Annotated in this window: 19 protein-coding genes; 11 read left to right on the top strand and 8 right to left on the bottom strand. The window is 45.9% G+C overall.

Going from position 1 to position 18,267, the window contains the following annotated elements; all coding sequences use genetic code 11:
- Positions 1-64: 64 nt before the first annotated feature.
- The 7 genes from ACEPPX_RS07250 to dnaQ all read right to left on the bottom strand — a co-directional run bounded on the left by ACEPPX_RS07250 (position 65) and on the right by dnaQ (position 6,318).
- Entirely contained in the window at positions 65-1,564 is a 1,500-nt protein-coding gene (locus ACEPPX_RS07250; protein WP_047761180.1) for a DegQ family serine endoprotease, read from the bottom strand.
- Between the two features lie 210 nt (positions 1,565-1,774).
- Entirely contained in the window at positions 1,775-2,413 is a 639-nt protein-coding gene (nth, locus tag ACEPPX_RS07245) for an endonuclease III (RefSeq protein WP_047761115.1), read from the bottom strand.
- 178 nt (positions 2,414-2,591) lie between these two features.
- Positions 2,592-3,197 carry a thermonuclease family protein gene (locus ACEPPX_RS07240; protein WP_053008338.1) on the bottom strand — a complete coding sequence of 202 codons (606 nt, stop codon included), beginning with the start codon at positions 3,195-3,197 and terminating at the stop codon, positions 2,592-2,594.
- Positions 3,198-3,458: 261 nt separating this feature from the next.
- Entirely contained in the window at positions 3,459-4,124 is a 666-nt protein-coding gene (rpiA, locus tag ACEPPX_RS07235; RefSeq protein WP_047761114.1) for a ribose-5-phosphate isomerase RpiA, read from the bottom strand.
- A gap of 80 nt (positions 4,125-4,204) precedes the next feature.
- Entirely contained in the window at positions 4,205-4,684 is a 480-nt protein-coding gene (ispF, locus tag ACEPPX_RS07230) for a 2-C-methyl-D-erythritol 2,4-cyclodiphosphate synthase (RefSeq protein ID WP_416623505.1), read from the bottom strand.
- Positions 4,685-4,912: 228 nt separating this feature from the next.
- Positions 4,913-5,599: a 2-C-methyl-D-erythritol 4-phosphate cytidylyltransferase gene (gene ispD / locus ACEPPX_RS07225; RefSeq protein ID WP_416623504.1), complete on the bottom strand. Its 687-nt coding sequence runs from the start codon at positions 5,597-5,599 to the stop codon at positions 4,913-4,915.
- Positions 5,596-6,318: a DNA polymerase III subunit epsilon gene (dnaQ, locus tag ACEPPX_RS07220; protein ID WP_416623503.1), complete on the bottom strand. Its 723-nt coding sequence runs from the start codon at positions 6,316-6,318 to the stop codon at positions 5,596-5,598. Before dnaQ ends, ispD begins: the two co-directional genes overlap by 4 nt.
- A gap of 237 nt (positions 6,319-6,555) precedes the next feature.
- On the opposite strand from dnaQ, the gene ACEPPX_RS07215 reads away from it, so the two are divergent.
- From ACEPPX_RS07215 to gap, 3 genes are all read left to right on the top strand, one after another.
- A complete protein-coding gene (locus ACEPPX_RS07215; protein ID WP_416623502.1) occupies positions 6,556-7,032 on the top strand; it encodes a pyridoxamine 5'-phosphate oxidase family protein in 477 nt (158 codons plus the stop codon).
- Positions 7,033-7,159: 127 nt separating this feature from the next.
- Positions 7,160-7,852, top strand: a complete 693-nt coding sequence (locus ACEPPX_RS07210) for a pseudouridine synthase (protein WP_416623501.1) — start codon at positions 7,160-7,162, stop codon at positions 7,850-7,852.
- A 490-nt stretch (positions 7,853-8,342) separates the two neighbouring features.
- Positions 8,343-9,374: a type I glyceraldehyde-3-phosphate dehydrogenase gene (gene gap, locus ACEPPX_RS07205; RefSeq protein WP_416623500.1), complete on the top strand. Its 1,032-nt coding sequence runs from the start codon at positions 8,343-8,345 to the stop codon at positions 9,372-9,374.
- Positions 9,375-9,592: 218 nt separating this feature from the next.
- On the opposite strand, the gene ACEPPX_RS07200 is transcribed toward gap, so the two are convergent.
- Entirely contained in the window at positions 9,593-10,180 is a 588-nt protein-coding gene (locus ACEPPX_RS07200; protein WP_416623499.1) for an OmpA family protein, read from the bottom strand.
- Positions 10,181-10,363: 183 nt separating this feature from the next.
- Between ACEPPX_RS07200 and glyQ the strand changes: the two genes are divergently transcribed.
- From glyQ to gmhB, 8 genes are all read left to right on the top strand, one after another.
- On the top strand, positions 10,364-11,269 hold the full coding sequence (gene glyQ, locus ACEPPX_RS07195; RefSeq protein WP_047761106.1) for a glycine--tRNA ligase subunit alpha: 906 nt from the start codon (positions 10,364-10,366) through the stop codon (positions 11,267-11,269).
- 81 nt (positions 11,270-11,350) lie between these two features.
- Complete coding sequence (gene glyS, locus ACEPPX_RS07190) at positions 11,351-13,414, top strand: glycine--tRNA ligase subunit beta (RefSeq protein ID WP_416623498.1); 2,064 nt, start codon at positions 11,351-11,353, stop codon at positions 13,412-13,414.
- A 112-nt stretch (positions 13,415-13,526) separates the two neighbouring features.
- Entirely contained in the window at positions 13,527-13,970 is a 444-nt protein-coding gene (locus ACEPPX_RS07185) for a cell surface protein (RefSeq protein ID WP_416623497.1), read from the top strand.
- 36 nt (positions 13,971-14,006) lie between these two features.
- The gene (gene rfbB / locus ACEPPX_RS07180) at positions 14,007-15,083 is read left to right on the top strand and encodes a dTDP-glucose 4,6-dehydratase (protein ID WP_416623496.1); all 1,077 of its coding nucleotides are present in this window, start codon (positions 14,007-14,009) and stop codon (positions 15,081-15,083) included.
- 30 nt (positions 15,084-15,113) lie between these two features.
- Entirely contained in the window at positions 15,114-15,986 is an 873-nt protein-coding gene (gene rfbA, locus ACEPPX_RS07175; RefSeq protein WP_047761103.1) for a glucose-1-phosphate thymidylyltransferase RfbA, read from the top strand.
- A gap of 17 nt (positions 15,987-16,003) precedes the next feature.
- Entirely contained in the window at positions 16,004-16,546 is a 543-nt protein-coding gene (gene rfbC, locus ACEPPX_RS07170) for a dTDP-4-dehydrorhamnose 3,5-epimerase (RefSeq protein WP_416623495.1), read from the top strand.
- A 5-nt stretch (positions 16,547-16,551) separates the two neighbouring features.
- The gene (locus ACEPPX_RS07165) at positions 16,552-17,607 is read left to right on the top strand and encodes a glycosyltransferase family 4 protein (RefSeq protein WP_047761101.1); all 1,056 of its coding nucleotides are present in this window, start codon (positions 16,552-16,554) and stop codon (positions 17,605-17,607) included.
- Positions 17,608-17,626: 19 nt separating this feature from the next.
- Positions 17,627-18,190 carry a D-glycero-beta-D-manno-heptose 1,7-bisphosphate 7-phosphatase gene (gene gmhB / locus ACEPPX_RS07160; protein WP_416623494.1) on the top strand — a complete coding sequence of 188 codons (564 nt, stop codon included), beginning with the start codon at positions 17,627-17,629 and terminating at the stop codon, positions 18,188-18,190.
- Positions 18,191-18,267: the final 77 nt, after the last annotated feature.

Here is an 18,267-nt window from a genome sequence, read left to right as displayed (position 1 = left end):
ATGGTTTTCAAAAATTTCAGACGGCCTTTTTTTAAAAAGGCCGTCTGAAACGCATTAATCATCTTTATTGCAGATTCATTGCAAGAAACAAAGTACTGCCGTCGCGCTGCACCAAAAGCGGAATATTTTTTCCCGTACTTTCGATGGCACTTCGGAAAGTAGACTCATCTTCTACGCTCAATTGGCCAACAGCCAGGATCTCATCGCCCCTGCGTAACCCTGCCCGTGCCGCCAACCCTTCCGCATTCGACACCACCAAGCGTTTACTACCGTTACGCTCACGGACCTGCAAACTCAATCCCATTTCACTTATGGTAAAACCTTGGCCTTGTTGTGCACCAAAGGTAGTATTATCAGATGCAGCCTCACCCGACTCATTAGCACCATCAACCGAACCAAGCTGCACTTTGACTTCTACTTCCTTACCTTTTCGCCATACCCCCAAGATGACCTCTTTACCCGGTGCCATTGCACCTACCATAACGGGTAAGTCGCTTGAAGTACGGATTTCTTCACCGTTTACACTGCGGACGATATCGCCCACCTGCAATCCTGCCTTAGCAGCCGGACTAGACGGCAAAACTTTGGCAATCAACGCCCCGCTGGCCTTGTCCAAACCAAATGATTTGGCCAAATCATACGAAACTTCCTGAATAATCACGCCCAATTGACCGCGCTGTACTTTACCGGTTGATTTCAATTGTTCGGCAACATTCATGGCAACGTCAATCGGAATGGCGAAAGAAATACCCATAAACCCACCGCTACGGCTATAGATTTGAGAGTTGATACCAACTACCTGTCCGCGCAGATTAAATAACGGGCCGCCTGAGTTACCGGGGTTAATCGCCACATCGGTTTGAATAAACGGGGTGTAATTTTCATTTGGCAAACTACGCCCTTTAGCCGATACGATACCTGCCGTCACACTGTTATCAAAGCCAAACGGGGCGCCAATGGCGGCAACCCACTCGCCCGGCTTCAAAGTTTTGGGATTACCGACTTTTACGACCGGAAGGTCTTTGGCTTCGATTTTCAATAATGCCACATCGGATTGCTGGTCCGAACCAACCAGCTTGGCTGTATATTCGCGCTTGTCGTTAAGCAACACCTTGATATTGTTCATTCCGTTGACTACATGGGTATTGGTGAGAATATAGCCATCGGCGCTGATGATAAAGCCTGAACCGAAATTAAGCTCGGAATCCTCTTCTTGCTGCGGCACATCCGGCATATTCGGAACCAGTCGTTTGAAAAACTCGTAAAACGGATCATTGTCGGTGAATTGGCTCAAGTCCATACCGTTGTCACTGCGCGATGCAGTCGTCATCGTCGCTTTGTTTGCCTGAATATTCACAACCGTCGGGCCTTCTTGCTCAACCAGTTTGGTAAAGTCGGGCAGCAGCATATTAACCGTGCCGTCCTCGGTTTTAGTTTCGACCGTTTGTACCAAACTGCCTTCTTTAGCTTCATCTTGACCAAAAAAACTACTTACTTTGTCGCAGCCGCCCAAAGCCAGCGAAGAAGCAAGAAGCAGTGCGATATATTTTGGCTTATTATTCACAACTTTTCCTTTTGTTTTCATATTGTCCATCAACCGATCCAAAGATCATTTTAAATGAAATCAAGCCTGATTGCACAAAACGTTTATTAAAAAAATGAAATACTTGTTTATAGCCGTCTGAAAAAATAAGCAGAGCCCCAAACAAAATGCGATATAAACAATTACCATAGCAAAGCAATATCTTTAGAAATATTTTTCAAGGAAAATATTTTATATCTTTATTGTTTTTGCTGGATATTCACACAAATCATTAATAATGCAACGTTCGCACTGCGGCTTCTGGGCCTTACAGGTATACCGGCCATGCAAAATCAGCCAATGATGGGCATCCAGCAAAAATTCTTTCGGAACAAACTTCATCAGTTTGTCTTCAACCTCACGTACATTTTTACCCGGAGCAATCCGTGTACGGTTACTGACTCGGAAAATGTGGGTATCTACAGCCATAGCAAGCTGGCGAAAAGCCGTATTCAATACAACGTTCGCCGTTTTACGCCCTACACCGGGCAACTCTTCCAAAGCCTCTCGGGTATCCGGCACTTCCCCACCGTGTTTTTCTAATAAAATACGGCAAGTTTCAATAATATGCTTGGATTTGGTTTTATAAAGCCCGATGCTTTTCGTGTACTCCATAATACCTTCCAAACCCAAATCCAACATGGCTTGCGGTGTATTGGCAACAGGGAAAAGCTTGGCCGTGGCTTTATTCACGCCAACATCCGTTGCCTGCGCAGAAAGTAATACGGCAATCAGTAGCTCAAATGGGCTGCTGAAATTTAACTCGGTAGTCGGATGCGGATTATCGGCACGCAATCTTTCAAATATTTCTTGGCGGATATGTTTGTTCATAATCAATCATACTTTGTATCGTGATAAATCCTGTATCGCAAACCGGCCTAACACGGCAGCTACGGCCTATTTATGAGCGGCTAGGCGACAATTGTTCAGGGGGCGCATATCATCCGGGAGGCATTACCCTTAAATCAAATATTGTATATGGTTTTCCGAACACTGTTTCTTTAATTATTTACTTACCCGTATTACTTTGCTGCTCCCTGATCATTGCCCGAAAATCCCACGGAGCTTGCGGCCGGGCTGCCCGCCATAAACCAATACGGTTTTGCCGGGCTTGCGCTTGGGCATACGTATAATCACTGTAGTCCACACCATTTTGAGCACGCTTTGCATACTGCCTATAATGCCAAGCATGCCCGTTGGCAATCATCCACAAACCTACATCCCGGCCATTGAGGCGGACTTGAGCGACTTCCCGTCCGTAGCGGTCGCGATCGAACACCAGCACTTCCACATTTTGTCCCTCGATAATCTCCATCAAGGCCTTACGCGCTGCTTTACCGTATGCTTGGTTTAATTCGGGAGCATCGACATAAGCGAAACGTATACGCCGCCGTTGGCCGTTTGGATCAATTACCCTGATACTGTCACCATCAGATACGGCAGACACATATGCGCCAAAGTGTGCCTGTGCTGCCGATTCAGTCTGCTCACGACTTTGCTTCCTGATAAACTCAACACTATTTTGAAGCCATTGGGGCAATGCCGCATCCGACACATTTGCACCCAACAAACCGAATATGGCCACTACCCAGCCATATAAAAAACTCAAATCCATATTTACTACTTAAAATATTTGCCAGCTACCTTTATCGGCCGTTGATACCGCCAACCAAACCGAATCCTTTGTTTAATACTTATTTTCCGCGTATTTTCAAATTCTTAAATATTAGTTCTAATATTTTTATCTACTAATTCTTATATAAATACTTCTCGGAAAACATTCCACTGCACTCTTTTGTACTACCCCATAAATAAAACAAGGCCGTCTGAAACTAGGCTTTCAGACGGCCTTTGCCGGTATCATACCAACAATTTACTATTGAGGCTTAATGACTTTTGCCCCATCAGCAGTTCCCAACACCAAAATATCGGCCGCATTACGGGCAAACAAGCCGTTTTCAACCACACCGGCGATTTTATTAATTTCGTCTTCCGAAGTTAAAGGTTGAGGGAAATACATACCGTGTACATCTACAATCTGATTACCAGACTCGGTAACAAAATTCAAACGCAATTCCGGTTCACCACCCATTGCCAGCAAATGACGGGATACCATCGAGCGTGCCATCGGAATCACCTCTACCGGCAGGGGGAATTTGCCCAAACGTGACACATATTTGCTTTCGTCCGCGATGCACACAAAAGTATCCGCCATACTGGCGACAATTTTTTCACGCAAATGCGCACCGCCGCCCCCTTTAATCATTTGCAACGAATGATTGACTTCGTCTGCACCATCAAAATAAGCCGCCAAACCCATCACATCGTTTAGAGCTACCTGCGGGATTTCATACTTAGCCATCAAATCGGCCGTTGCCTGAGAGGTAGCGACCGCCCCTTTAATTTTCTTACCGCTTTTTCCCAAAGCTTCGATAAAGAAATTAACGGTTGAGCCCGTACCAATACCGATATACTCGTTTTCAGGTACGAATTCTACGGCTTTTTCTGCCGCAATACGCTTCAAATCATCTTGTGTTGCCATGAAATATCTCCTCGTTGAAACCACACTGACCAATAAATCCTAACATTTTTCCACCGCTGCCGCAGCAGTTTCACACCGCCCTATACTGCTTGCAACAAGATCGCAACCTGTGCCTCAATTGCTTCTACGCGCCCCAAATAGCCCAGCTTTTCGTTGGTTTTTCCTTTAATGTTGACGGCATTTTCAGACAAACCCAAATCCGCAGCGATATTGGCACGCATGGCAGCGATATGCGGAGCAAGCTTAGGCTGCTGAGCAATAATGGTGCTGTCTACGTTAACCACACGCCAGCCAGCCTCTACTACGCTACGGTAGGCTTCACGCAATAATATGCGGCTGTCTGCATCCTTAAATTCTGCTGCAGTATCAGGAAAATGGCTGCCGATATCGCCCATACCCGCGGCACCTAACAGTGCATCTGTAATCGCATGCAATAAAGCATCGGCATCAGAATGCCCCAATAAACCTTTCTCAAACGGAATCGTTACTCCGCCAAGAATCAAAGGGCGCCCCTCTACCAATTGATGCACATCATAGCCTTGTCCGATACGGATATTCATTATTTAACCTTCATACTTTCTATATCAGATCCCTATACGGATCCTATTTAATCTTTACCTAAAAAAATCATGGGCCTAACCAAATCAGACCATACTTATTGGAGGCACCATAGATACCCTTGAGGTTTACCCTTCATTCGTTTATTTTCAGACGGCACATTATTATAGGAACCCCATCAACAACCGACTGTGGCTTGTCGCCCATTAAATCGTCCTACAGTAGATATTTCACAAATTATCCGAAAGAAGCAGGCGCACAATATATTCATCCTGTGGCAGGGTCAATTTCAAATTGCGGCTATCCCCTTCTACCAAAAATGGTCTTATGCCCAATGCTTCCACAGCACCTGCCTCATCAGTTACCTTATCTAAATCACCCGACAAAGCACGCTGTAACAATGCAGCCTGAAACAGCTGCGGCGTTTGTGCCTGCCACAAACCATCCCGGGAAACGGTCTCTTCAACCTGCTGCCCTGCATCAGCCCGCTTGAGCGTATCGGCAACCGGCACAGCCAGGATTCCCCCTTCGGAGCGGCTTCCCGCCGATTCGATCAATCGGTCTAGAGCTTGTTCGGGTAAACAGCAACGTGCGGCGTCATGCACCAAAATGTTATCCTCTAACGCTGCAACACCTTTTCCCAGCAAAACATTGATACCGTTTCGCACCGTTTCCGCACGGCTTGCTCCACCACAACGTAAGATGCTCACACGCTCACATGATGAGGCCGTCTGAAAATAATTATCCTCCGGCGACAATACAACGGCTACATGATGTATAGCTGTATGATTGATGAATATGTCCAACGTATGCTGCAATACTGTTTTACCATGAATCACGACATACTGTTTAGGCTTGTCTGCACCAAAACGCGCGCCCACTCCAGCTGCCGGAATCAATGCGATATTACGCCTCATGCTTCAGCCTCTGCTTCTTTAGGCCGCCAAATACAATTGCCACCGGAAGCCTTGTCCAAAATATCCAAATATGCTTTATGCTCGGCCAATTCGGCTTCATCTGCCTTCAACACTTTCAAATGTACAGGACGTGCCACTTGCCGTACCTCCTCTTGGGCAGCGGTTTCTGCCAAACCATCAACCAAACTGAACTGGCCACGCGTCATCGCCAGATACACTTCACCCAACAATTCGCAGTCAATTAATGCACCGTGGTATACACGCTTACTACGATCTACATCAAAGCGGGTACACAACGCATCCAAACTGGCTTTTTGGCCCGGAAACATTTCGCGCGCCATCGATAAAGTATCCGTAACACGGCAGCCCAACTCCTCTATGCTTGGCAAACCCATACGGGAAAACTCCATATCCAAAAAACCTACGTCGAATTTGGCATTATGGATAATCAACTCGGATCCGCGTAAAAAATCGGCAATTTCCTGTCCCACCTTGGCAAATATAGGCGCATTTTTTTCTTCAAGCACCTCAATCGTTAAACCATGCACGGCGGCCGCCTCTTCCGGCATATCACGTTCCGGATGAATATATAAGTGTAGGTTACTACCGGTAAATTGGCGGTTTACCATTTCCAAACCGGCAAACTCCACCATACGGTCGCCGCTTTGGGGATAAAGACCAGTGGTTTCGGTATCAAGAATAATTTGACGTTGGCTCATACTAGATAAAAACTTTCTTTAAAATTCAACCGCATCATACTAAAAGCAGCCGTCAAAGTAAAAATAAGCCTGTTCCGATAATGAAAAACCATAACCATCCCTATTTAAATAAACTTTATTTCCTTTAAATACAAAATACTAAAATAATTTTATTAAATAATAACAATTATCATTTGCAATTATTTTTAATTTTCCGTACTATATGGTTAACGGTAACCAACAGTAAAGGAGAGTTATATGCCAGAAAATATTTTCAAGCAAATCTCTCTAGATATATTGCGACTACACCAGCATACATATCGTTTGCTATTAGCTACCCAATGTAATAACAGCGCTGAGGTTCATGAGAGCGTATATGTTACGCTTGATGGCAATTATTATGTTTGGCTGCCGCAAGCGGATATACCGTATAGAAACCGCCAAGGGATTTTTCTGATAGAAGACAATGCTAATCAAGCCCGTTTAAGCTGGATTGCAGACACCAAAGCTATCAGTCCTAAAAGCAGCCTGTATAGCCGCGCACTACACACACTCCAGCAACGCATACGTCATACAAAGGATTCTTTAATACAAGTTGCCAATACCCATCTGCTTGAACTGATACCCCTACAAGGCCGCTTTACTATAGGCAATAGCCAAGATTTCACACTTTGTGCCGGAGATTTGCATAGGGCTTTATATCCTGCAGCCCATCTTTCCATAGCAGATTTATAGATGCCCATAAAATTTTGGTAGTGGTTTGTGTTCCTTTTACGCCCCCTCACGCAGGGGCTTTTTTTTGCCTTCCAGACGGCCTCAAATAAATTACAATACGGCTTTGTATTCAATATTCCATATCACCATGCAACTACTCAAATATATCCAATCACAAGGCGTAGGCAGTCGCAAACAATGCCAATGGCTGATCGAAAACGACTGTATCGCCCTCAACGGTGAAATTTCCAACAACCCCAAAGCAGATATTAATCCTGATGATATCTACAAGTTAGAAATAGATGGTGAAGAAATCGTCACAGTACCGATGCCTTTTTTTTATATATTACTCAACAAACCTGCCAATTATGAAACCTCACACAAGCCCCAACAATATCCGAGTGTCTTCAGCTTGTTTCCCAACCATATGCGTAATATAGATATGCAGGCAGTCGGCAGGCTTGACGCAGACACCACCGGTGTTTTATTGATTACTAACGACGGCCAATTCAACCATCGGGTTACTTCGCCAAAGCATAAAGTGGCCAAACTCTATCGCGTCACACTCAAGCACCCGGCAGATGAGGAAATCTGCATGACGCTGAAAAAAGGCGTCTTGCTGCACGATGATCAAGAAACCGTTTGTGCCGCAGATGCCGTATTGGAAACCCCCACTACGCTGATGCTTACCATTACCGAAGGCAAATACCATCAAGTCAAACGTATGGTTGCTGCCGCTGGTAACCGAGTCAGCCATCTACACCGTGAAAAATTCGGAGAACTGGATACCCAATCGTTATTACCCGGGCAATGGAAATTTATTTCCCCCTTAAATCCATAAAATCCCAGTCAAATAAATTTATTAAATTTTATTTAATATCAACAAATTATTTATTCATTTTTCATATTTACAATTCTTAACACTAATTTTAGTGAACTATTATATAATTCTTACGTCTGAAGTAACACTTACTTCATGAGAAGTGAGTAAGTGAGTAAGACGTTTTCCCCGTAATGTGTTTGGCCATCTATACTTTTCCCCTTGGTATAGATGGTTTTTTTTATCTGCTGTTTTTAAACCTTGCCTGCCACCTTTTATTTATATCTTTACATTATCTATTCGTACCGTTTTTCCCAATTTTTCCTAGCACCTATTTCCCATATCATCTAACCACTGAATAATCGTTCTCATATGCAACACCTTATGACTTCAAACTGTAACCGCTTGTAACTCCACCTTGACTACACACCACTACATTACGATATAATCCGCCCTGTCAAAAAACTGCAATTTTGCGAAACATAAACTATATTATATAAGGAATTCAAACATGGGCATTAGGATTGCCATCAACGGCTATGGCCGTATCGGACGCCAAGTATTACGCGCAATCTACGATTATAAATTGGAAGACCAACTCGAGATTGTAGCCGTTAACGCCAGCGGCAGTTTGGAAACCAATGCCCATCTGACCAAATTTGATACCGTACACGGACGCTTTTCCGCCGATGTTGATCATGATGAAAACCATTTAATTATTAATGGTAAAAAAATCCCCTTCTTCTCTACCCGTAACCCAGCGGAATTACCTTGGGAACTACTGAAAGTAGACTTGGTAATGGAATGTACCGGCGCATTCACAAGCAAAGAAAAAGCTAAGGTACATTTGGAATCGGGCGCAAAAAAAGTGCTGATTTCCGCTCCCGGTGGAGACGATGTAGACGCTACGATCGTCTACGGTGTGAACCATGATGTTTTAACTGACGATATGACTGTAGTTTCCAATGCATCATGTACAACCAACTGCTTGTCCCCCGTTGCCAAAGTACTCAATGACGCCATCGGCATCCGTAAAGGGTTGATGACTACCATCCACGCCCTGACCAACGATCAAAACATTACCGACGTACGCCATAAAGACTTACGCCGCGCCCGTAGTGGTGTAGAGAATATGATTCCAACCAAAACCGGAGCAGCCAAAGCGGTCGGCTTGGTATTACCCGAACTCAAAGGCCGCTTAGACGGCTTGGCCATCCGCGTACCGGCAATCAACGTTTCGCTGGTGGACCTCAGCTTTAAGGCAGGCAGAGATACTACTGTAGACGAAATTAACGAAATCATGAAAAAAGCCGCCGAAAATGGCCCGTTAAAAGGAATTTTAGGTTACAACAGCCTTCCTTTGGTTTCTATGGATTTCAACCACACTACCGAAGCCAGCCATTATGATGCCACGCTCACCAAAGTAACCGGCGGCAATATGGTTAAAGTATTTGCTTGGTATGATAACGAGTGGGGGTTCAGCTGCCAAATGCTAAATACCGCCCGTGCGATGTTCGGCTTGGAAGTTAAACCGTTCAAATAATTTCCAAACGCAATATAGCAAAGGCCGTCTTTTCAGACGGCCTTTTACTTTTATCTGGCCCGATCTTATCTATTTCAACATTTCTTACCTTCTAAAAGGCTTTCTATCCTACGTCCTTTCACATTTTTTTTTCTAATCCGCTACTATCTAATCCATAATCCGCCACTAAAAATAAAACAGCCCGGATATTTCCGGGCTGTTCAAAAGTTAGGGGAACTTTACTCCAAAACTACCTCAACGCGCCGAGCTTCGGTATTACTACCGCTACCGCCGCCATCCGAGCTGGCCGGTTTGCGTAACTCGATCTGACTTTCAGGCACACCGAGGGCCAACAAGGCATCACGTACGGCAAAAGCACGTTGTTTCGATAATTCTTCATTTTGCTGTACATTACCGGTACTGTCATGAAAACCGGAAACCACTGCTTTTTTACCATTTTGAGTGCCGGCCAATACGTCTTGCAAAGCATCTTGCGCACCAACGGCCAAATCCGCCTTACCGCTGGCAAAATAGAATTTCACCACGCCATTTTCCACAACTACGGAAGCTTCATCCGCCGCACTGGCTGCAACAGGAGCCAAAATAACTTCGGCCGGATTAGCCACCGCTTCTGCTGAAGCGGCAGAAGCAGCTACCGTTTCAGCAGAAGCTGCCGAGGCCTGACCATAAGTGGGCGAACCTTCGACATGGCCGTTTTCCCAGCCCCAAATACCGTAAAATAATGTTGCCAAAACAGCCAGGCCCGCAGCTCCGCCGGCAATCCACAAACCTAAACGTTGTTCTTTATCGTCGTCACGATCAGACATTTCCAGCCTCTCTTTTCAAAGTAAAGCAAACAGGATATCAGCGTATTTGTAATACACCGTAATTTAGTGATTTTTCGCATTATACCCAACTTAACGGCGATGCGACAGCCGAATCCCTGTTCAATAGGCCGCCGAAACAGTAAAATAGCGGCTTTATCTCTCTACTATTCCGAACACTTTATCATGCTGACCTTTCAAGAAATCATCTTTAAGCTGCAAACTTACTGGGCTAACCACGGCTGTACCGTCCTGCAACCTTTCGACATGGAAGTCGGAGCAGGTACCAGCCATCCGGCCACCTGCCTGCGTGCCCTCGGCCCGGAACCTTGGTTTGCCGCTTATGTACAACCTAGCCGCCGCCCTAAAGACGGCCGCTACGGCGACAACCCCAACCGTTTGCAACATTATTACCAATTTCAGGTGGCATTAAAGCCGGCGCCGGAAAACATCCAAGAGCTTTACCTCAATTCATTGCGCGAACTGGGTATTTCACCGCTGGAGCACGATATCCGCTTCGTAGAAGACGACTGGGAAAACCCAACTTTAGGCGCATGGGGCTTGGGCTGGGAAGTATGGTTAAACGGTATGGAAGTTACCCAGTTTACCTATTTCCAACAAGTAGGCGGTATTGATTGTTCTCCCGTACTGGGCGAAATCACTTACGGTATCGAACGCTTGGCCATGTATCTGCAAGGCGTTGAAAATGTTTACGACCTGGTATGGGCGAAAACGCTCGACGGCCAAACCGTTACCTACGGCGATGTATACCACCAAAATGAAGTTGAACAGTCTACCTACAACTTCGAATACGCCAACGTAGAACTTCTGCTGCAAAACTTCAATAATTTCGAAGCCGAAGCCAAACGTTTGTTGGAAGTAGAAGACACCAGCCTTGCCCTGCCCGCCTACGAACAAGTATTGAAAGCAGGCCATACCTTCAACCTACTGGATGCGCGCGGTGCTATCTCTGTTACCGAACGGGCCACCTATATCGGCCGAGTGCGCACCCTCAGCCGTATGGTCGCGCAAAAATTTGTCGAAAGCCGTGAAAAATTAGGCTTTCCGCTGATTAAAAAACAAGCCGATTAAAAACATTAAAAGATATTTTCAGACGGCCTGATGTTTCTCTCAAGAATGCCGTCTGAAAACATACCGAAAGTTAAAAATATTATGACTAACCAAACCCTGTTAATCGAACTGCTCACCGAAGAGCTGCCGCCCAAAGCCCTCAATCTTTTGGGCAACAGCTTGGCAGACTCCATCGTCGAATCTTTGGAAAAAGAACAACTTATCGAAAGCAATCCTGATTACACCGCCTACGCCTCGCCCCGTCGTCTGGCTGTTCAAATACGTAACGTCAAATCCGTACAAGCCGACCGCCAAGTTACCCGCAAAGGCCCTTCAGTAGCAGCCGGTATGAAAGACGGCACCCCAACTAAAGCTTTAGAAGGCTTTGCCCGCTCATGCAATACCGATATCGCTTCGCTTTCGATCGTCAATGACGGAAAGCAAGATGTATATGCTTACGAATTTACCCAAACCGGCCAACCATTGAGCGCACTTATCAGTGATATGTTGGCGCAAGCAGTAAAAAAACTGCCGATTCCGAAAGTTATGCGTTGGGGCAGCAGTACCCATACCTTCGTGCGCCCTGTTCACGGCTTGGTCGTGATGCATGGCAAGGATACCGTACCCGCAACCGTATTAGGTTTGCAAAGCTGCAACCATACCTTAGGGCACCGCTTTCTGTCTCAAGGAGAAATAGTATTTTCCGATGCTGACGAATATGCTGAAAAAATGCGGAGTACGGGCAAAGTCATTGCTTCATTTGCCGAACGCAAAACGGCTATCCAATCAGCCTTAAACCAACAAGCCGCCGGCTTGGGAGCGACCGTAGCTGCCGATGAGGCCCTATTAGACGAAGTTACCGCATTAGTTGAATGGCCTGTCGTACTCGAAGCGGGATTTGAAGAACATTTCCTCGCCGTACCTCAAGAATGCCTGATCCTCACCATGCAGCAAAACCAAAAATACTTCCCGCTGTTAAACGGTAACGGAAAACTAATGAATCGCTTCTTATTGGTATCCAATTTAGAAGCCGAGAACCCCGCGCATATCATCCACGGAAACGAACGTGTATTACGCGCCCGTTTGGCTGATGCCGAATTTTTCTACAAGCAAGACCAAAAAGCCACGCTTGAAAGCCGCTTACCCAAACTGGAAAATGTGGTTTACCACAACAAACTGGGCAGCCAGGCAGAACGTGTAGCCCGTCTTACCACAATTGCCGCCTATGCGGCCGAAGCATTGGGCAGCGACAGCAAAACAGCAGAGCGTGCCGCCCGCTTGGCCAAAGCAGATTTGGTTACCGAAATGGTAGGTGAATTCCCCGAGTTACAAGGTACTATGGGCAAATACTATGCCCGCCTAGACGGAGAAAGCGAAGAAGTAGCCTCTGCCATCGAAGCACACTACCAACCGCGCTTTGCAGGTGACTCACTACCCGAAAGCCATACGGCCACCGCCGTTGCGCTAGCAGATAAACTCGAAGCCTTGGTAGGGATTTGGGGCATCGGCCTGATTCCGACGGGAGACAAAGATCCATATGCCTTGCGCCGTGCCGCTTTGGGCGTATTACGGATGCTCATGCGGCATGATTTGGGCATCAATGATTTACTTCAAGCCGCTTACGACAGTTTTCCTGCCGGCAAACTCGCATCTAACACCGTAGCCGAAGTAGCCGACTTTATGCGTGCACGTTTGGCCGTATTGCTTCAGAATGATTATCCGCAAGATATCGTTGCTGCCGTTTTAGTCAAACAGCCCTCACGCTTAAGTGATATCGAAGCGCGTCTGCAGGCTGTAAGCGCATTTAAGACACTGCCGGAAGCCTCTGCCTTGGCCGCAGCTAACAAACGTGTACAAAACCTGCTGAAAAAGGCCGATGCCGAATTGGGCTTGCCTGATCCTGCCCTATTCCAGCAAGAAGAAGAAAAAGCCTTGTTCACAGCCGCTCAAAATCTGGCACCTAAGATCGAATCAGCACTGGCTGCACAGGATTTCCAAACCGCCTTATCCGAGTTGGCTGCTATCAAGCCGCAAGTAGATACATTCTTCGACGGTGTGATGGTGATGGCAGATGATGCAAGCATTAAGCAAAACCGCCTTAACTTACTGAACAGTTTAGCTGAGCAACTCAATGCGGTAGCCGATATTTCACAGCTAACCGACTAAGGTTAAAGCCGGAATGTATATTTTCCAGAGGCCGTCTATTTTCAGACGGCCTCTGTCGTTTCCGCAAAAATGCTATAATCGGTCAAACCGCTTATAAAGAAAGCCTACCGCCATGTACGACAATATCCGATTCCATACAGATGAAAACTATCCTGCCAACCTTCCGCCGGAAGCCGCAGCCACCCATATCGGTATGTATTGGGCATGGGCCGCCTCGCAAGGCTTGGCAAACCCTGCTTGGCAAAATTCCCCCGAAAGCGCCTCGGATTTTAAAGCCATGCTGGCCGGAGAGATGAGCGGTGCTGATTTTGTATTGACCCATATGGACGGGGCACTTATTCCTGAAGATTTTAATGAGCTAGGACAACGCTTTACCGCCTTTTATTATGATGATGAAGACGAAGGCTATGGTAAATTTATGGAAGATTACGTGACTACCATGAATACCCCTGAACTCGACAGTTTTTATCACGTAAACAACAGCAATGAAAATCAACGGCTACTGGCAGCAGTTTTTCAGACGGCCTTCGAACAATGGCAAGAGTCTTTGCGCTAATCTATAAACCTATAAATATTAAAAAAGAAATTTCTAATGAACATTCTGATTACCGGCGGTGCCGGATTTATCGGTTCGGCAGTTATCCGCCATATTATCACCCATACCGAACACCATGTTATCAATGTCGACAAACTTACCTATGCCGGCAATTTGGAATCCCTCGCTTCCGTAGCCGACAACCCTCGCTACGCTTTCGAGCAAACCGATATCTGCAACCGCGTAGAATTAGACCGCATCTTTACAGAATACCGGCCTGACGCCGTGATGCATTTGGCTGCCGAGAGCCATGTCGACCGTTCTATCGATAGCCCAGCAGCCTTTATGGAAACCAATATTATCGGCACCTATACCCTTCTTGAAGCAGCTCGATCTTATTGGCAACAACTGCCAGCCGAAACTCAAAATAATTTCCGTTTCCATCATATTTCTACCGATGAGGTGTATGGCGACTTACACGGCAAGAACGACTTGTTTACCGAAACCACGCCCTACTCACCAAGTAGCCCCTATTCTGCCTCCAAAGCCTCAAGCGACCATCTTGTACGCGCATGGCAGCGCACTTACGGCCTACCGACACTGGTGACCAACTGCTCAAACAACTACGGCCCTTATCATTTCCCAGAAAAACTCATTCCTTTAATGATATTAAATGCATTGGCAGGCAAACCGCTGCCTGTTTATGGCGACGGCCAGCAAATACGTGATTGGTTATTTGTAGAAGATCATGCCCGCGCGCTCTATACTGTCCTTACCCGGGGCACAGTTGGTGAAACCTACAATATCGGCGGGCACAACGAGCAAAGCAATATTCATGTCGTACGTAGCATCTGTCAAATACTTGAAGAAATAGCTCCTCAAAAGCCCGATGGTGTAAACCATTACGAAGATTTGATTACGTTCGTTCCTGACCGTCCCGGGCATGATGTCCGCTATGCCATAGATGCCTCAAAAATCGAACGCGAATTAGGTTGGAAACCACAAGAAAGCTTTGAAAGCGGCCTGCGAAAAACCGTAGAATGGTATCTGAATAATACCGAATGGTGGCAACGTGTATTAGACGGTTCATATGCAATGGAGCGGCTCGGACACCCAACCACACGGGATCGGTAATACACACAAGCTATAACAAGGAATAAACATATGAAAGGTATTATTTTGGCTGGCGGCTCAGGTACCCGACTCTATCCGGTTACCCGCGGCGTATCCAAACAACTACTACCAGTTTACAACAAACCGATGATTTATTACCCTTTATCGGTATTAATGCTAGCCGGTATACGTGAAATTTTAGTCATTACCACCCCTGAAGATAATGCGGCTTTCCGCCGTCTGCTCGGTGATGGCAGTGATTTCGGCATACGAATAGAATATGCCGTCCAACCCAGTCCTGATGGTCTGGCCCAAGCTTTTATCATAGGCGAGTCATTCATCGGTAACGACAGCGTATGCTTAGTATTGGGTGACAATATCTTCTACGGGCAATCATTCAGCCAAAGCCTGCAAAAAGCAGCAGCACAGAGCCATGGCGCAACGGTATTCGCCTACCAAGTAAAAGACCCGCAACGCTTTGGTGTTGTTGAATTCGACAAAGACTACTGCGCCCTTTCTATCGAAGAGAAACCAATTCAACCCAAATCACACTGGGCCGTAACCGGCCTGTATTTCTACGATAACAGAGTAACGGAATTTGCCAAACAGGTTAGACCGTCCGAACGGGGTGAGCTGGAAATTACCAGTATTAACCAAATGTACCTAGAAGACGGTTCGCTGAAAGTACAACTACTCGGTCGTGGCTTTGCCTGGCTAGATACCGGCACACATGAAAGCCTACATCAAGCCGCATCATTCGTACAAACCGTTGAAGAACTGCAAAATATGCAGATTGCTTGCTTAGAAGAAATTGCATGGCGCAATGGTTGGCTTTCAGACGGCCAACTCGAAACCCTGGCTGCACCTATGGCAAAAAACGAATACGGACGCTATCTGTTGCGACTACTGCAACATACCCATTAAACCAAAGGTGAAAATATATGAACATTATCGACACCGCCATTGCAGACGTTAAAATCCTAGAGCCTAAAGTCTTCGGCGATGATCGGGGTTTTTTCATGGAAACCTTTCGTGACGAATGGTTCCGAACCCATATCGCCCCCCGTACCTTCGTACAAGAAAACCATTCGAAATCATCTGCTAACGTACTGCGTGGTCTCCACTACCAAACCCGCAACACCCAAGGCAAACTGGTACGCGTGGTAGCCGGAGCAGTATTTGATGTCGCTGTCGACCTGCGCCGCAACTCCCCCACTCTTGGCAAATGGGTCGGTGCAGAACTATCAGCCGAAAACCGCCGCCAACTTTGGGTTCCCGAAGGCTTTGCCCACGGCTTTTATGTTTTGGGCGAAGGTGCCGAATTTGTCTACAAATGTACCGACTACTATAATCCCGAAGCAGAACACTGCCTGCTTTGGAACGATCCGGATATCGGCATAGACTGGCCACTAAAAGGCGAACCGCAACTTTCAGCTAAAGATTTGAATGGTTTACCGCTTCACAAAGCCCCAATATTAGATTAAATCTTATGGATAAAAACATCACTATCAGCATCAACCGTTTTCGTAGCGGCGGCGGTATGGAAAGCTATACTTTTGACCTTGTTAAATATTTAACGGCAATCCAACATCCGGTCAAAATTTATGCTACTACCTTCGATACCCAACTGCCTCTATACCAACACATTAAAGCTGTAGAGATTAATCAAAAACGTATTCCCAAAAAACTTAGGCCGTTCTTTTTCAGCCCACAGCTACAAAAATACCGCCAATCGAATGAATATTTAGTTGCTTGTAACCCTACTGACTATGCAGATGTATTTATCTGTGGCGGTACGCACTTGGGCTACCTAAAAGGCATGCAAAAGCAAGGAGGGATTCTTGATAAGCTCATTATCCATCGTAACCATACCAATTATAAAACTGCAAAGTCTATTATGGCACACTCACACTTAATGCAACATGAGCTTACCTCTTTGTACGGTATATCCCCTGAAAAAATCCATGTAGTTCATCCACCAGCAGATACCGAACGCTTTCAACCTGCCAACAAGGAGCAAATTTCTAGACTCAGAAAACAATACGGCTTTAATGAAAAAGATACGGTATTCTTGTTTCCCTCTACTGGGCATAAACGTAAAGGTTTAGATTTTCTAGCCGATTTTTTTGAACAAACAAACTTACCTGTTAAGCTTGCCGTTGCCGGCTCTCCATTACCACGTCCTATGAAAAATGTGATAGAGCTGGGCTTTTGTAAAAACATGCCCGAACTCTACCAAGCTGCCGATTACACCATTATGGCGTCACAATACGAACCATTCGGATTAATTGGCGTAGAATCGGTATTAAGCGGTACACGTGTCGTATTGGCAGACAATATGGGATGTTGTGAAGTATTGAATAACCAAGCTGGCTTTTTCTTTTCTCGTAATAACCCTCAAACTTTAGCTGAATATATTACCCAAGCTGTTATATTAAAACAAAACGGCAAACATAAGATTAATAACCCTTTACAGGCATTAAACTATAACCCCACCCTCTCATACCATATAAATCAACTCTGCAAGATGCTGGAACCTGCTTAGTTTGTTTGGAATATAAAAAATGAAACTAATTATTCTTGACCGTGACGGTATTATTAACCACGACCGTGACGACTTTGTAAAAAATGTTGATGAGTGGATGCCGATAGAAGGCAGCATGGATGCCATAGCCCTTCTAACACAAGCAGACTATACCCTAGCAGTTGCTACCAACCAATCCGGCATAGGCCGCCACTATTTCACTATGCAAGACCTAACCGAAATGCACCAAAAAATGCACCGTTTAGTACAGCAGGCCGGCGGACACATCGATGGTATTTGGTTTTGCCCGCATACGGCCGACTCCGCATGTAACTGTCGCAAACCCAAACCCGGTATGATTGAAGATATTATCGACCGATTCAATGCCGAGGCCAAAGAAACTTGGCTGGTAGGCGACAGCCTACGCGATTTACAGGCAATTGCGGCGGTAGGCGGCAAACCCGCTTTAGTATTGACAGGAAAAGGTAAAAAAACACTTGCTACCCAAGCAGACCTATTACCTGAAAATACCCAAATTTTTGACGATCTGATGGCCTTTTCCCAGTATATCCGCGAGCAACAATCATCGGGGGCCGCGGACTGATATCTTTCTCCTAAACCCAATTTTTCAGGCGGCTCTTTCCCGAAGCAAAGCATGCCGTCTGAAAATATTCTTCTCCA

Source organism: Neisseria sp. S1 (assembly GCF_048060015.1).
Taxonomy (GTDB): Bacteria; Pseudomonadota; Gammaproteobacteria; order Burkholderiales; family Neisseriaceae; genus Neisseria; species Neisseria arctica.
This window is presented reverse-complemented; position numbering and strand designations above follow the sequence as displayed.

Excerpts from the sequence above, each read along its gene's own strand:
- nth (WP_047761115.1), bottom strand. The coding sequence starts at position 2,413 with ATGAACAAACATATCCGCCAAGAAATATTTGAAAGATTGCGTGCCGAT.
- ACEPPX_RS07240 (WP_053008338.1), bottom strand. The coding sequence starts at position 3,197 with ATGGATTTGAGTTTTTTATATGGCTGGGTAGTGGCCATATTCGGTTTG.
- rpiA (WP_047761114.1), bottom strand. The coding sequence starts at position 4,124 with ATGGCAACACAAGATGATTTGAAGCGTATTGCGGCAGAAAAAGCCGTA.
- ispF (WP_416623505.1), bottom strand. The coding sequence starts at position 4,684 with ATGAATATCCGTATCGGACAAGGCTATGATGTGCATCAATTGGTAGAG.
- ispD (WP_416623504.1), bottom strand. The coding sequence starts at position 5,599 with ATGAGGCGTAATATCGCATTGATTCCGGCAGCTGGAGTGGGCGCGCGT.
- dnaQ (WP_416623503.1), bottom strand. The coding sequence starts at position 6,318 with ATGAGCCAACGTCAAATTATTCTTGATACCGAAACCACTGGTCTTTAT.
- ACEPPX_RS07215 (WP_416623502.1), top strand. The coding sequence starts at position 6,556 with ATGCCAGAAAATATTTTCAAGCAAATCTCTCTAGATATATTGCGACTA.
- ACEPPX_RS07210 (WP_416623501.1), top strand. The coding sequence starts at position 7,160 with ATGCAACTACTCAAATATATCCAATCACAAGGCGTAGGCAGTCGCAAA.
- gap (WP_416623500.1), top strand. The coding sequence starts at position 8,343 with ATGGGCATTAGGATTGCCATCAACGGCTATGGCCGTATCGGACGCCAA.
- ACEPPX_RS07200 (WP_416623499.1), bottom strand. The coding sequence starts at position 10,180 with ATGTCTGATCGTGACGACGATAAAGAACAACGTTTAGGTTTGTGGATT.
- glyQ (WP_047761106.1), top strand. The coding sequence starts at position 10,364 with ATGCTGACCTTTCAAGAAATCATCTTTAAGCTGCAAACTTACTGGGCT.
- glyS (WP_416623498.1), top strand. The coding sequence starts at position 11,351 with ATGACTAACCAAACCCTGTTAATCGAACTGCTCACCGAAGAGCTGCCG.
- ACEPPX_RS07185 (WP_416623497.1), top strand. The coding sequence starts at position 13,527 with ATGTACGACAATATCCGATTCCATACAGATGAAAACTATCCTGCCAAC.
- rfbB (WP_416623496.1), top strand. The coding sequence starts at position 14,007 with ATGAACATTCTGATTACCGGCGGTGCCGGATTTATCGGTTCGGCAGTT.
- rfbA (WP_047761103.1), top strand. The coding sequence starts at position 15,114 with ATGAAAGGTATTATTTTGGCTGGCGGCTCAGGTACCCGACTCTATCCG.
- rfbC (WP_416623495.1), top strand. The coding sequence starts at position 16,004 with ATGAACATTATCGACACCGCCATTGCAGACGTTAAAATCCTAGAGCCT.
- ACEPPX_RS07165 (WP_047761101.1), top strand. The coding sequence starts at position 16,552 with ATGGATAAAAACATCACTATCAGCATCAACCGTTTTCGTAGCGGCGGC.
- gmhB (WP_416623494.1), top strand. The coding sequence starts at position 17,627 with ATGAAACTAATTATTCTTGACCGTGACGGTATTATTAACCACGACCGT.